This window comes from Gramella sp. MT6 (assembly GCF_019357415.1).
In the GTDB taxonomy this organism is placed as follows: domain Bacteria; phylum Bacteroidota; class Bacteroidia; order Flavobacteriales; family Flavobacteriaceae; genus Christiangramia.
Genome location: NZ_CP048410.1, coordinates 1,015,625 through 1,029,374 on the forward strand (window position 1 = coordinate 1,015,625; position 13,750 = coordinate 1,029,374).

The 13,750-nt window shown below is 38.4% G+C and carries 12 protein-coding genes; 2 read left to right on the plus strand and 10 right to left on the minus strand.

Annotation, left to right across the window (positions count from 1 at the left end; all coding sequences use genetic code 11):
- Window positions 1-60: 60 nt before the first annotated feature.
- The 6 genes from accC to pdxA form a co-directional block, all read right to left on the minus strand.
- Window positions 61-1,416, minus strand: coding sequence for an acetyl-CoA carboxylase biotin carboxylase subunit (gene accC / locus G3I01_RS04665; protein WP_219551537.1), 1,356 nt, complete (start codon window positions 1,414-1,416; stop codon window positions 61-63).
- A 65-nt stretch (window positions 1,417-1,481) separates the two neighbouring features.
- The gene (gene accB, locus G3I01_RS04670) at window positions 1,482-1,985 is read right to left on the minus strand and encodes an acetyl-CoA carboxylase biotin carboxyl carrier protein (protein WP_219551539.1); all 504 of its coding nucleotides are present in this window, start codon (window positions 1,983-1,985) and stop codon (window positions 1,482-1,484) included.
- A 19-nt stretch (window positions 1,986-2,004) separates the two neighbouring features.
- A complete protein-coding gene (locus G3I01_RS04675) occupies window positions 2,005-3,003 on the minus strand; it encodes a beta-ketoacyl-ACP synthase III (RefSeq protein ID WP_219551541.1) in 999 nt (332 codons plus the stop codon).
- A 180-nt stretch (window positions 3,004-3,183) separates the two neighbouring features.
- Window positions 3,184-3,381: a 50S ribosomal protein L32 gene (gene rpmF, locus G3I01_RS04680; RefSeq protein ID WP_026932948.1), complete on the minus strand. Its 198-nt coding sequence runs from the start codon at window positions 3,379-3,381 to the stop codon at window positions 3,184-3,186.
- A gap of 13 nt (window positions 3,382-3,394) precedes the next feature.
- Window positions 3,395-3,928: a DUF177 domain-containing protein gene (locus G3I01_RS04685; RefSeq protein ID WP_219551543.1), complete on the minus strand. Its 534-nt coding sequence runs from the start codon at window positions 3,926-3,928 to the stop codon at window positions 3,395-3,397.
- A 94-nt stretch (window positions 3,929-4,022) separates the two neighbouring features.
- Window positions 4,023-5,069: a 4-hydroxythreonine-4-phosphate dehydrogenase PdxA gene (gene pdxA / locus G3I01_RS04690; protein WP_219551545.1), complete on the minus strand. Its 1,047-nt coding sequence runs from the start codon at window positions 5,067-5,069 to the stop codon at window positions 4,023-4,025.
- Between the two features lie 61 nt (window positions 5,070-5,130).
- On the opposite strand from pdxA, the gene G3I01_RS04695 reads away from it, so the two are divergent.
- Window positions 5,131-5,718 (plus strand): riboflavin synthase, encoded by a 588-nt coding sequence (locus G3I01_RS04695; protein WP_219551547.1) that lies wholly within the window; start codon window positions 5,131-5,133, stop codon window positions 5,716-5,718.
- Here G3I01_RS04695 and G3I01_RS04700 read toward each other — a convergent pair.
- The 3 genes from G3I01_RS04700 to G3I01_RS04710 form a co-directional block, all read right to left on the minus strand.
- Window positions 5,702-5,974, minus strand: a complete 273-nt coding sequence (locus G3I01_RS04700) for a hypothetical protein (protein WP_219551549.1) — start codon at window positions 5,972-5,974, stop codon at window positions 5,702-5,704. The genes G3I01_RS04695 and G3I01_RS04700 overlap by 17 nt on opposite strands.
- An 885-nt stretch (window positions 5,975-6,859) precedes the next feature.
- Window positions 6,860-9,223 (minus strand): alpha-xylosidase, encoded by a 2,364-nt coding sequence (locus G3I01_RS04705; protein WP_257710851.1) that lies wholly within the window; start codon window positions 9,221-9,223, stop codon window positions 6,860-6,862.
- Window positions 9,224-9,359: 136 nt separating this feature from the next.
- Entirely contained in the window at window positions 9,360-11,789 is a 2,430-nt protein-coding gene (locus G3I01_RS04710; protein WP_219552770.1) for a glycoside hydrolase family 2 TIM barrel-domain containing protein, read from the minus strand.
- Window positions 11,790-12,109: 320 nt separating this feature from the next.
- On the opposite strand from G3I01_RS04710, the gene G3I01_RS17100 reads away from it, so the two are divergent.
- The gene (locus G3I01_RS17100) at window positions 12,110-12,235 is read left to right on the plus strand and encodes a hypothetical protein (protein WP_257710763.1); all 126 of its coding nucleotides are present in this window, start codon (window positions 12,110-12,112) and stop codon (window positions 12,233-12,235) included.
- Window positions 12,236-12,241: 6 nt separating this feature from the next.
- On the opposite strand, the gene G3I01_RS04715 is transcribed toward G3I01_RS17100, so the two are convergent.
- Complete coding sequence (locus G3I01_RS04715) at window positions 12,242-13,570, minus strand: Fic family protein (RefSeq protein WP_219551553.1); 1,329 nt, start codon at window positions 13,568-13,570, stop codon at window positions 12,242-12,244.
- Between the last annotated feature and the right edge of the window lie 180 nt (window positions 13,571-13,750).

The following is a 13,750-nucleotide window of genomic DNA, read 5'->3' on the forward strand; positions in this document are numbered from 1 at the left end:
TACCGCTGAAATTACAAAATATTGGACATAAAAAAACCCCGATAAAACCGGGGTTTCAATTTATGCTTCCTCTTCCTTAGGTTTCATCTTGAAATCCTCCATGAATTTGGTAGTGTAATTTCCTTCCACATAATCTGGATGATCCATCAACTGCCTATGGAATGGGATCGTGGTCTTGATACCTTCAATTACAAACTCATCAAGGGCACGCTTCATCTTATTGATGGCTTCTTCCCTGGTTTGAGCCGTTGTGATCAATTTCGCGATCATAGAATCATAGTTCGGCGGAATAATATATCCACTATATACATGAGTATCTATACGTACACCATGTCCTCCCGGTGCGTGAAGATTTGTGATCTTCCCTGGAGAAGGACGGAAGTTATGATAAGGATCTTCCGCATTAATTCTACATTCTATAGAGTGTAATTGCGGAAAATAGTTCTTTCCGGAAATTGGCACTCCTGCCGCTACAAGGATCTGCTCACGTATAAGGTCATAATCTATTACCTGCTCGGTAATTGGATGCTCTACCTGTATACGCGTGTTCATTTCCATGAAGTAGAAATTCCTATGTTTATCCACAAGGAATTCCACCGTACCGGCTCCTTCATATTTAATATATTCTGCTGCCTTAACCGCTGCATCCCCCATTTTCTTACGAAGCGTATCGGTCATAAACGGAGATGGAGTTTCCTCGGTGAGTTTCTGGTGACGACGTTGTACAGAACAATCTCTCTCTGAAAGGTGACAGGCTTTACCACTGCTGTCTCCCACGATCTGGATCTCGATATGGCGAGGCTCTTCAATTAGCTTCTCCATATACATCCCGTCATTACCAAAAGAGGCATCTGCTTCTTTTCTGGCAGATTCCCAGGCTGGTTCAAGATCTTCCTCTTTCCAAACAGCACGCATACCTTTACCACCACCACCGGCAGTAGCTTTAAGCATTACCGGAAATCCGATATCTTTAGCCAGTTTAAGGCATTCTTTATAGTCTTTAATTATTCCTTCAGAACCTGGAACACAAGGAACACCTGCCGCTCTCATAGTAGCCTTGGCAGTTGCCTTATCTCCCATTTTACTGATCATTTCTGGAGAAGCACCAATAAATTTGATATCGTGCTCTTCACAGATCTTCGAGAATTTGGCATTTTCAGACAAAAATCCATATCCCGGGTGTATTGCATCAGCATTGGTTATTTCTGCTGCGGCAATGATATTTGATATTTTAAGATAAGAAAGGTTACTCGGCGCAGGTCCTATACAAACGGCTTCATCAGCAAATCTTACGTGAAGACTTTCAGCGTCTGCTGTAGAGTATACCGCAACCGTCTTTATACCCATTTCTTTACAGGTACGGATAACACGCAATGCGATCTCCCCTCTGTTGGCAATCAATATTTTTTTAAACATACCTAGTTGCTTTTAAAGTTCTGAAGCCCATAAACGGGCTTACAGTTGTTAAAACGGGCAGTAAATTATGACGGATCAACTAAAAATAAAGGCTGATCGAATTCTACCGGAGAAGAATCCTCTACCAATACTTTTACGATCTTTCCTGAAACTTCACTTTCGATCTCGTTGAAAAGTTTCATCGCCTCGATGATACAAAGTACATCTCCTTCTTTAATAGTATCTCCAACCTCAGCAAAAGTTGGCTTGTCTGGAGAAGGCTTTCTATAGAAAGTACCAATAATTGGAGATTTCACAGTGATATACTTAGACTCATCATCGCCAGAATCTTTTGATTCTTTTTGCGGAGCAGCACTTTCCTGTGGTGCAGGTGCTTGTTGCTGCTGCGGTTGCTGAGCCGGTATTTGCTGTTGTGGCATATGCTGTGGTACCTGCTGTACTATGGTAGTTTCTTTTTCGTCTGAACCTGTTCTAATAGTGATCTTTACATCACCCGTTTCCAGTTTTACCTCGCTTGCGCCAGACTTGGCTACAAATTTAATCAGGTTCTGAATTTCCTTTAAATCCATAATATTTGGTGTTGGTTTTTTATGAGTTATAAGCCCATTTAAGGTAAGCAGCTCCCCATGTGAAGCCACCTCCGAAAGAGGCAAATATTAAATTATCTCCTTTTTTAAATTTCTTCTCGTAATCGCTCAGCAATAATGGTAAAGTTGCAGACGTAGTATTCCCATATCTCTGAATGTTCATTAAGACCTTACTTTCATCATTAAGTCCCATTCTATTTGCCGTAGCATCTATGATTCGTTTATTCGCCTGGTGTGCTACCAGCCAATCAACATCTTCGTTAGTCAGGTTATTTCTTTTCATGATCTGTTCACTAACCCCGGCCATATTAGAAACCGCAAATTTGAAAACGGTCTTTCCATCCTGCTGTACAAAATGAAGCTTTTTGGCAACAGTTTCTTCCGTTGGCGGCATCAGGGATCCTCCAGCCTGGATCTTCAAAGATTCACGTCCTATTGAATCACTTCTTAAAATCTCGTCCTGAAGACCAAGGCCTTCAGAATTTGGCTCCATCAAAACCGCACCAGCACCATCTCCAAAGATGATACAGGTTGTACGATCTGTGTAATCTATAATAGATGACATCTTATCTGCACCAATCACAATAACCTTTTTATATCTTCCAGCTTCAATATAAGCTGCTGCGGTAGACATTCCATATAAAAAACTGGAACATGCTGCCTGCAGATCATAGGAAAATGCATTAGTAGCACCAATTTCTGTTGCTACATGCACCCCGGTAGAAGCTACTGGTAGGTCTGGAGTGGCCGTGGCCATTATAACAAGGTCTATTTCTTTGGGATCCAGGTTGGTTTTTCGAAGAATTTCTTTTGCTGCCTGGATTGCTAAGTATGAAGTTCCTTTATTAGGATCTTTAAGAATTCGTCTTTCTTTAATTCCTGTTCTGGTGGTGATCCATTCATCGTTCGTATCCACCATTTCTTCCAACATCTTGTTGGTTAAAACATCCTCAGGCACGTAAGCACCTACAGCCGTAATCGCTGCCGTGATTTTACTCATAAATTTGGATTTAATTCACCCTTCACCGGCCTACTCTTTGAACTCTCCATAAAAAGAAAAGTACTAAAATTAATTATAACCGGCGTGCAAATTAAGGTCTTTTTAGGACTTAATCAACTAAAAACAAAAAACTCCCACTATGTGAGAGTTCCTGTTATTTTTTGAAGCTCTAAGTGTCGACTAAGCCTCTACTTCTTCAGTATTATCAATTAATACCTGACCACGGTAATAAAGTTTACCCTCGTGCCAGTGAGCTCTGTGATAAAGGTGTGCTTCACCTGTTACAGAATCTACAGCCACTTTTGGAGCTGAAGCTTTATAATGTGTTCTTCTTTTATCTCTTCTGGTTTTCGAGATTTTTCTCTTTGGATGTGCCATGGCTTCCTATTAATTATTCGTTTAATAAATTTTTTAATTTGTCCCAGCGAGGATCTATATCATCCTCATTTTTCTTTTTCTGATTTTTCAAACTAAGTTCTTCTAGCTTGTCAAGTACTTCAGATTTCAATGTGCCGTCTTCAACTCCCGGGTGAATCCTCTTTTGAGGTACCGAAAGTACGACCAACTCATATATGTACTGCTGAACATTTACTTCATACTCACCATGTGGCAGGATAAGCAAATCTTCATCTTCATTATTGAATTCATCTCCAAACTTGATCACCAGAAACAGTTCACTGTCTATTGGCTGATCGTAAGGCTCGTTGGTTAGATCGCAATTAACATTTACTGTTCCAGTTGCTCTAAAGGTAAGCTCCATCATGGTGCTCTTCTTTTCGAACAACAAATCGATCTTCACATCGGATTTATTGAATTCCTCGTACTCAAAATGTTCAAAGAACCTGTTATCTAACTCATACTCAAACTGGTGCTTTCCAAGCTTTAATCCCTTAAAAGGAATTGTAAACTCTGCTAAATTCCTCATTTCTCCACAGTTTTGAGTGCCCACGTTTCCGTTAAGGCGGGTGCAAAGATATAAAAATTAATTAATTATGCTCTTTTTATAAACAAATTTCTGTTTATATCTTCCTGCCCTGTTTTTGCAATTGATTTTCAGTGAGACCCTTATATTCTTCTCTAGCTTTGTAGATCTCAATTCCCTTAAACACCGCTTCTTTAAAGGAGTTTATATTCGCCTCGTTCTTACCCGCGATTTCAAAAGCGGTTCCATGATCTGGCGAAGTTCTCACTTTATTTAATCCGGCCGTGAAATTTACACCTCTACCAAAGGATAAAGTCTTAAAAGGAACGAGCCCCTGGTCATGATAAGAAGCTATTACGGCGTCAAAATTCTTATAGTTCTTGGTTCCGAAGAAACTGTCTGCCGCATATGGACCAAAAACCAGGTCTCCTTTATCTCGTAACTTTTTGATAGTGGGTTTTAGAACTTCTTCATCTTCCTTACCAATTAAACCATTATCCCCACTATGCGGATTAATACCTAGAACGGCGATTTTCGGTTTTCTTACTCTGAAATCACTTTTCAATGTTTCCTGAATTATCCTGATCTTTTTCTCGATCAATTCCGGAGTAATTACCGAAGCGATATCCTTCAACGCCACATGGTCTGTTAATAATCCAACCTTAAGGTTATCTGTGATCATGAACATAAGGCTTTGCCCGCCCAGTTCTTTCGCCAGGTAATCTGTATGGCCAGGGAAATTGAATTTATCAGATTGTATGGTCGCTTTATTTATAGGTGCAGTTACCAGAACATCAATTTCATCCTTTTTCAATGCCGTAGTTGCAGCTTCTAAAGATCTAAAAGCATATTCTCCGATCTTTACATCTTCCTCGCCAAAGTTAATATTGACGTTCTCCTTCCAGACATTCACCACGTTCACTTTTCCATCAACCGCATTAGAAGGTTGATCTATCGCATGTAAATGAATGGACAGTTTATATTGTTTCTTTAAAAAATTGAGAATCTTAATATTCGCAAAGATAATTGGGGTACAAAAATCGAGCATCCTGGAATCATCAAAGGTCTTAAGTACAATTTCACTACCAATTCCATTAAGATCACCAATACTAATTCCCAATTTGATCATTTCGGCTTGTTTCATAAAGTTTCCCGATATAATATTTTAATTTTACACACAAATGTAACCATTATTATAGAAAGGAATGTTCACAGGAATAGTAGAAGAATTAGGAAAGATCGTTAAACTGGAAAAATCTGGTAATAACCTAGACATTACAGTTGAAGCAGAAATGACGCCCGAATTAAAAATAGACCAGAGCGTTTCTCACAACGGGGTTTGCCTTACCGTTGTTTCTACCTCGAACTGCCAGTATATGGTTACAGCAGTTAAAGAAACCCTGGACAAGACCAATATTGGTCTCCTTAAAACAGGCAATGCGGTTAACCTTGAAAGAGGCATGAAACTGGGAGATCGCTTAGACGGGCATATTGTACAGGGACACGTAGATCAAACTGCAAAATGTAAAAGCATAAAAGAGGTCGACGGCAGTTGGGAATTCACCTTTGAATATGATCCCAATATTGGAAATATCACTATTGAAAAAGGATCTATTACCGTTAACGGGGTAAGCCTAACCGTTGTAAATTCAAAAACAAATGAATTTAGTGTGGCCATTATCCCGTATACCTACGAACATACCACTTTTAAATACCTTAAAGTTGGAGATACGGTAAACCTGGAATTCGATGTTATAGGAAAGTATGTAAAAAGGATCACTGAGCTGTCTTAGCAGTCCCGAAATCCCGAAACTTATAGCAACCGTACATTAATCCAACCGCCATAAGTATATAGACATAATCGTCTATGGGCAAACAAAGTCCGGGAGGAGGAGGCACCCCGTTCCCATTACCGTTACCGGGATCACATGGTGGTCCCTTGTGACGTTTTTCGGTAGGAGCCGGCGGACCATCTTTCTGAGCATAAGAAGTAACCGAGACCCCCAAGAAAAGAGTAATGCATAGTAATATACACCTAAGTTGCCCCATTGATGTTCGGTTAGTATTTTCGGCGAAAGCCCTGATAATTAATGTTATAATTCTAAAATCACCTACTAAAGTAAGAATTTTCCGCAATCAAATCACCTTTATCTCGGATAAAGGTATAGGATAGAAATCTTACTTCAGGAAAATATACGTATTATATAGGGTTTTGGTTCCTGAGACAGCAAAATCAAACAAAAAAGAACTATCTGTCTATGAACCAACTACTTCACTGTTCTCAAATTTATATAATTAGTGAGTTCAATTCAAAATTAATTCGGCAAATTTCACTTCTTTGGCGGTAAATGTATCATCTATTGGATTTCCAGCCGACAGAACTTTTCGTTTTAACATCTGTTATAGGCTTCTGGTAAAAGCCTAATTATTCAGAAACCGGTTATCCTAATTGTTTCATTGCTTGCAGACAAGCTAATTAAACCCATTTTCTGAGTGTTAAATGACTGAATTTCAGTAAAAAGCTTTCATTATATCACATAAATCGTTAAAACAATTACTTATACCGTTAACCATATCTCTCAAGAGACGATAATTTTACCAAAAATAACCGGAATGATTAAGAATAAAAGCGAAAAGAGATTATTAGTTCTTTCCATAGGCCTTAGTGTTCTGGCGATATTGGTTTTTGTGTATTTCGTAATGTACCTACAATAATATACTGAAGAATTAAAACACCTCGCTGTCCATAGCGATGGTATCACTAAATAAATTAACCAGGCCCTGCAGAAATGCGGGGCCTTTTTTGTGGTGATTTTCGGGAAAAAGCAAAACGTAGAAACAAAAGCATTAGAATTTAACTTCGTACCTGGACTATCCATGATAATGATTCCTGATGGTTTACTTTTCTTCACAAACCTGTTTCCACTAAGCTTCTTAATTATTTTGAATATTAAAATTGACGTTTGAGCCAAAAGGATTCTGCTTAAGCTGAAAATCACCCTCTTTTCTGGTTAGGTTTACTTCCTGTACTGAATTTGCTTCAGGCAGGAAAATGTCTCCCTTTACTGAATTTGTATCTTCTGAAGCAAATACTACCAGATCCAGGTTGCTCCAGTCCATATCTTTAGTAGACTGTGCTAATTCTATATGAGGGATAACCGAACCATCCTTTACCAAAACCACAATTGGTATCTCTCCTGCCTCTATCTTATGCCATCCACCGTCGTATACTTTATTGGTTTGATAGTCTATCCAAGAACCTGGTGGTAAATACACATTACGCCCGGTTACTTCTTCAAATAAAGGAGCTACCAACATATCTGACCCAAAGAGGTATTGATCATCAATCAGCCAGGACCCCGGATCATCTGGATATTCTACGAACATGGCCCGTAACATGGGTAAGCCTTTTTCAGAAGACAATTTGGCCTGTGCATAGATGTAAGGCATCAATTTGTACCGCATATTATCTGCCTTACGGAAATCTTTCAGAAACTCCTCGCTGTATTCCCAGGGCTCTGTAGGTGGTTCTCCGTGGCTGCGAACATGAGAGGTCAGCATTCCAAATGGTGTCCACCTTCTATACAAATCTTCCGGAGATTTTGTGACAAATCCTCCAACATCGTGACTCCAGAAGCTAAATCCACTAAGCCCTAAAGAAAGTCCGCCACGCAAAGTTGCAGACATCGCTGTATTCGTGGTGGCGGCATCTCCACCCCAATGCAAGGGATACCGCTGGCTACCGGCCCAGGTACTCCTGGCCCAGATAAGACTGTAACCTTTAACCTGTTTAGTTATTTCAGCAACTGCCTTATTATATCTTAAAGGATAGAGATTATGCTCATAGAAGCCTGTTCTGCCCGAATGGTAAATTCCGGAAGCTGGCGCCGCTTCTCCAAAATCTACCTTGAAGACACTTACTCCCTGATCGAATAACTTTTTAAGTTTTGATTGATACCACTGAACGGTTTCGGGATTTGAGAAATCTAAAATGGCATCTTCGTAAGGGATATTTCCTTTTTTATCCTTTACCGCGTAATCGTTCTCTACAATTTCATCAAATAATGTATTCTTCGGAGTGAAATAAGGTAATTGCCAAAGTGAAACATGGAAACCGTCTTTCTTAAGATCGGCCATCATATCTACAGGATCGTTGAACCTGTCTGGCGCAAACTCATAATTATTCCGCCAATCAACATCGAACCAGCCGGTATCAAAATGAATGACATCACTTGGAATTTCATATTTTCTTAAATTTCTGGCTATTTCGCGTCCTTCTTCTTCAGAAAAATAGGTGATCCTACTCATCCAGAAACCAAAGGACCAAAGTGGTGGCATTTCGGCCTTCCCCGTTAGATCGGTATATTCATCCAGGATGTCTTTGGGCTCTCCCAGGAAAATAAAAAGATCGGCCTCATCATCTCCTATATACATCGAGTTGGCCGCGTTAAAATATTTACCGAAATCTACAGAAATAGGTGAAGACGTATGCATGAACACACCATAACCTCTACTACTCATATAAAATGGAATAGGTTTATACATGGTCTCGTTCTGAACTCCGTTGGCATCATCTACCCATAACACCACCTTTTGACCGCGCTTATTGAACTGAGTAAACGACTCTCCCAAACCGAATATCTTTTCATCTGGAGATAAAGCAAATACCGCGTCCATGCTTCTGGAATAATCATCGGCCCTTCGCACAAATGAGAATGGTGTAACCGGGGTATATGTATTTGAAAAATCACTCATGTGCATGGTATTTGTGAGCAATTTTCCTTCAGCATCAAAAAATGAGATTTTCCATGGTTTTTCCTGAATGGTTACCGCGCCGTTAGAATTAGCATACTTATGACCTCCATCAATTTTACTATATGTCCATGAAGATCGATCTACCGGTGCCTGCCCTTCCACCAGCATAAGTGAATTTTCCTCTTTCCTGAACTGTGGTCCTGAAGTCATTTGAAGCCTGATGGTTCTATCTGACACAAACTGAAGAGAAAACGGTAATTCAGGTTGGGCAGCATACTCGGTTGAGGGAAATTCATTTGCTCCCACAGAATTCAGCCTACTTAGCATATTATTGAAGGCCTGGCTGGTTGAAAAGTTATGCCTGATATACTTTACGGTTCCCTTTCCTGTTTTGGGGTCAAAGCTAACCAGCTCATCTGCCAGATAATAGGTATTACGATAATCTGTAAAATCCTTACTAATATCTGGTGGTTCATTTAGAACATTCGTGTTCTGAAGTTGGGCAAAAGTTGTAAACACACTTCCTAAACCAACCATTAGCATGATCAGGTAAGATATTTCCTTTTTCATTTTCATTTTATCGAGGTTTATTTATCAAAACCTGGAATTACAAGAGATAATTTAAAACCTAATTATTCGGCTTATGTGACTATATCTCCATCACCTGTAATACCAGCTTCTATTCAGTATTTATATTGATTTTCTTACTTTTTAATCCTTCACCTGAAACTATTAATTCAACAGTTCCTGGTTCATTATTAGATTGAATGATCGCAAGAGCTTTCCCATTCAAGGTTTTATGTGATGAGCCTTTGAATGATTCATGGTTTGTTGGATCTCCACTAGCGACCCCTACTATTTTCCCCTGCCCTTTTACTGAAAAGTTCAACTGGATATTTGCGTTGGGAACCAAATTGCCGTTTTCATCTATCACCTCCACCGAGATAAAGGAAAGATCCTTACCATCAGCCTGAATGTTTTCCCTGTCTGCAGTTAATTTTAAAGTAAATGGTTTTCCAGCGGTTTTGATTTCTTTTTCAAGTACCTGCGCCCCATCTTTTCTAGATACCGCACTAAGGGTACCGGCACTAAATGGGATTCTCCACATTACATGCAGGTCGTCACCTTGCTTTGTTCTTACACCTTGTGATTCGCCATTTACAAACAATTCAACCTCATCTGCATTGTTGTAATAGGCCCAGACATCTACCATTTGTCCTTCTTTCCAGTTCCAGTGTGGTAATAAATGTAACACATCCTTATTTGTCCATTCGCTTTGGTACATATAATAGACATCCTTAGGAAAACCAGCCAAATCTACAACTCCGAAATAGGAACTCCTGGAAGGCCAGCTGTATGGAGTTGGTTCCCCTATATAATCAAAACCCGTCCAGATGAACATTCCAGACAGGAAATCGTGTTTTTTAATGATCTTCCAGGTAGTTTCATGTAGAGATCCCCAGGGCACCCTTACCTGGTCGAATGCGGAAATGCCATGATCTGGATTGCCCCCATCAAATGGGATGTCCCATCTCACAGGCCAGATCTTCAAGGTATCTGAAGGAAATTCATAAAAGCCCCTTGTTTGCAAACCAGAGGTGGTTTCGGTAGCTATAAATGGGGTTTCTGGAAAATTCTTTTGATGGTATTCATAGGTTTGATGGGCATAATTGTACCCGATCAAATCTAACTCACCAGATGCCGCAATAGGATTTTTACTTACCTGTGAAGCATCGAATTGCGTAGTAACATCGGCATCAGGCATATTTACAGGCGGATTCATAGCTACGGTTATAGGCCTTGTAGTATCCAGCTTCCTGACTATCGCCTTTAATTCTTTCGTGGTTTTAACCCCCTGTTCATTCCATTGTTCCTGAATTTCATTCCCAATACTCCAGATAAAAATACTTGGATGATTCCGGTCTCTTATAATGAAATCTTCCAGGTCCTTTTTATGCCATTCATCCCATGAATTTGCATAATCATAGTCAGTCTTGGTGTGGTTCCACATATCATAAGATTCATCCATTACGATGAAACCCATTTGATCACAGAGATCCAGAAGTTCAGGAGTGGGCGGATTATGAGCGGTCCTGATACCATTAACGCCCATTTCTTTCAAAATCTCCAATTGCCGTTCTATGGCCCTGGTATTAACCGCTGCTCCTAACGGCCCCAGATCATGGTGCAGGCAAACTCCTTTTATCTTCACCTGTTCTCCATTCAATAGAAAACCTTGATCAAGATCAAATTCGAAAGTTCTTATACCAAAAGGAGTTCTATAAGAATCCACTACCTCATCATTAATAAGAATATCAGTTTGGGCGATATACATTTCAGGTTTCTGAGCAGACCACAATTCGGGACTTTGGATCCACAGGCTCTGGGAAATAGTTCTATTTCCAGAAGGATTAATCAATAAATCTGATATTTCTGAAATAATACTATTTTCATCTTTGAGGATAGTTGTTTTTACGGTTGCATCCTTAGCACTAGTATACTTATTTTCCAGTTCTATTTCTAAATGAACTTTCGCACTATCCTTATTTACAACCGGGGTGGTCACAAAGGTTCCCCAATTAGAAACATGTAGCTTATCTGTAATATTCAACCAGACATGCCTGTAAATTCCCGACCCGGAATACCACCTTGAATTCGGCTGTTTAGAATTATCGACCTTAACTAAAATCTCATTTTCGGTGTCATTGTAATTTAGATAAGGAGTCAGGTCATATTCAAAAGAGATATATCCATTTGGTCTTTTCCCGAGATAATGACCGTTAATCCAGACCTCACTGTCCATATAGACTCCATCAAACTTTATAGAGGTAAGTTTGGTAGAATCTTCAACCTTAAATTTCTTCTTGTACCATCCTGTCCCTCCGGGTAAATAACCTCCACTCAAACCGGCTGGATTGTCTTTTTTGAATTCACCCTCTATACTCCAGTCGTGAGGAATATTTAAGGTTCGCCAACTCCCTGTCTTATCAGCCGTTACTGAATCTCCTAAAAAGAATTGCCAGTCTTCGTTAAAAGAAATCTTTCTTGTTGGATCAGGACTCCCTGGCAGTTTTGAATTAAAGGCACAAAGGATCGAGAAGCACAACATGATTCCTCCAATTTTAATAAGGGATAGTTCGCGCACGCTAATATTTACTTCTTATGAATGTATAGGAAGCGACCAGGGATCGCTTCTCTAAATTAATAATTTCAATTTATGATTGGAACAAATTATTAGTTCATTTCTATACTACCTGTAGTGGCCAGATCACAAAAGGGAGTCAAGCCTGGATGAAAGGAAATATGATACTTTGAATAACGCAAAGTAAAATGTCAGGTTTGGAATTGCTCAAAACGAATTTCAGAGCAATACACGGACTTTTATACTACAACTAAATCGTAAATAACTTTAATCGATTAAATGCAGTAATGAAAGAATTTGAGGTTAAAGATCATATTGAAAGACCTTTTCTGAATATTAAAATGATTGATCTAAAAAGACAAACATTACCACTTTACAAAAGATTAGATGAAAAAAATAAAAACCTTACTTAAGTAACATCATTTTTCCTTTTTTTGTTGGCTAATAAATTTCCGAATGTGTTGCTTATGAAAAGCAAATTCTGATTTTATAATTTCATTTATCTCATCCTCATTCAAATATTCGCCATACGTTTTATGAAACAATTGAACTTTAGAGTTTCTAACTTTATATCCAGTAAATTCAAAAACTATATGTATTCTTGAACTAAAATTTACATGCTCGGAGCCTATTTGATTTAAAGTCCTGTACTGATATTCTAATTTAATTTCATTAGTCTTTTCATTTATTTTATCCTGTTGATTGGGTATTAATTTCTCTCTAGAAACCTGACTAGATCCACCATTAATCCAAAAATAAACTTGATTTGATATATAAAAACTTTTAAATAAGTCACCTTTTTCATAAAACTTCTCTGCCAATGGAGCAATAGATCTATTAAAAAGATCCACTAAAGCCTCCCTACTTTTTTGAATCTTAATATCCTTTCCTAGTGATTCAAACTCACTATATAATAATTGAATCTCCTTATCTAAGTCATCTTCATCTTCAATACTTTGACCTTTCGCTCCTGCAATCATTATATTCAAAGAATTAATCAAATTCTCACTAATATAATCTATGAATGGCTTAAGCATTCCTGCATCAGCCTGTCTCAACGCAGCAAAGTAATTGTGCTTATCATCAGTTTTAATAATAACAGGAGGATACCCGGCTTGCATTAGGATTAAATTCATTAGTATTCTAGCTGTTCTACCATTACCATCATCAAAAGGATGAATACGAATATATTTGTAATGAAACTCAGCAGCTAGTAAAACTTTATTATAGGTTTGATCCTCAATTTTACCCCTATACCAATCGATTAAATCGTGCATTTTACTAGGCGTTTCTTCTGGTGATGCAAAACGAAAAATTTCACCTGTTTTTGTTTTTACATGATTAGGAGTAGTTTTATAAGAACCAACCGCAATCCTTTTCTTGGTGGGTTGCCCCTCTGGAGTAATTGCATCTACCTCATAAGATTCTTTTAATAGCAATTCATGGAGCTCTCTAATAAAATTTTCCGTAATTGGTCTGTCCTGCTTAACTATTTCTTCAACCCATTTGATAGCCTCATTATGACCTCTAACTTCAAAATGATCCTTTAGAGGTTTCCCTTGAGCAGTCACCCCGAACATAATTAAAGCTTTTGTTTCACCGTATGTCAAACTATTTCCTTCTAAATTATTAGAATGGAAGTTCCAGTCTAGACGAAACTTTTGCATTATTCTCAACTCATCTTCCTTACTGATCGGACGAAGTGAATCAAGTTCTTTTTTTAGGTCTTCAATTTTTTTGAGCTTCATAGTATCATTTTACTAATCAAATGTAAATTATATTTTTAATTTTAAACAATTCGCCCCATCATCCATCTCCTATGAAAATTAAAACCTAAAAATATAATACATAAAGAGGTTCACATATACATTTTAAAAAGGATATAGTCTTTGAACTCTTTTCAAGTAATAATTATTCGTCCCCTCATT

Bases quoted from the DNA above. Each gene is read 5' to 3' on its own strand.
- G3I01_RS04710 (WP_219552770.1), bottom strand. From the start codon at position 11,789: ATGTTGTGCTTCTCGATCCTTTGTGCCTTTAATTCAAAACTGCCAGGG.
- rpmF (WP_026932948.1), bottom strand. From the start codon at position 3,381: ATGGCACATCCAAAGAGAAAAATCTCGAAAACCAGAAGAGATAAAAGA.
- G3I01_RS04715 (WP_219551553.1), bottom strand. From the start codon at position 13,570: ATGAAGCTCAAAAAAATTGAAGACCTAAAAAAAGAACTTGATTCACTT.
- G3I01_RS04700 (WP_219551549.1), bottom strand. From the start codon at position 5,974: ATGGGGCAACTTAGGTGTATATTACTATGCATTACTCTTTTCTTGGGG.
- pdxA (WP_219551545.1), bottom strand. From the start codon at position 5,069: ATGAAACAAGCCGAAATGATCAAATTGGGAATTAGTATTGGTGATCTT.
- G3I01_RS04705 (WP_257710851.1), bottom strand. From the start codon at position 9,223: ATGCTAATGGTTGGTTTAGGAAGTGTGTTTACAACTTTTGCCCAACTT.
- G3I01_RS04695 (WP_219551547.1), top strand. From the start codon at position 5,131: ATGTTCACAGGAATAGTAGAAGAATTAGGAAAGATCGTTAAACTGGAA.
- G3I01_RS04675 (WP_219551541.1), bottom strand. From the start codon at position 3,003: ATGAGTAAAATCACGGCAGCGATTACGGCTGTAGGTGCTTACGTGCCT.
- accC (WP_219551537.1), bottom strand. From the start codon at position 1,416: ATGTTTAAAAAAATATTGATTGCCAACAGAGGGGAGATCGCATTGCGT.
- G3I01_RS04685 (WP_219551543.1), bottom strand. From the start codon at position 3,928: ATGAGGAATTTAGCAGAGTTTACAATTCCTTTTAAGGGATTAAAGCTT.
- accB (WP_219551539.1), bottom strand. From the start codon at position 1,985: ATGGATTTAAAGGAAATTCAGAACCTGATTAAATTTGTAGCCAAGTCT.
- G3I01_RS17100 (WP_257710763.1), top strand. From the start codon at position 12,110: ATGAAAGAATTTGAGGTTAAAGATCATATTGAAAGACCTTTTCTGAAT.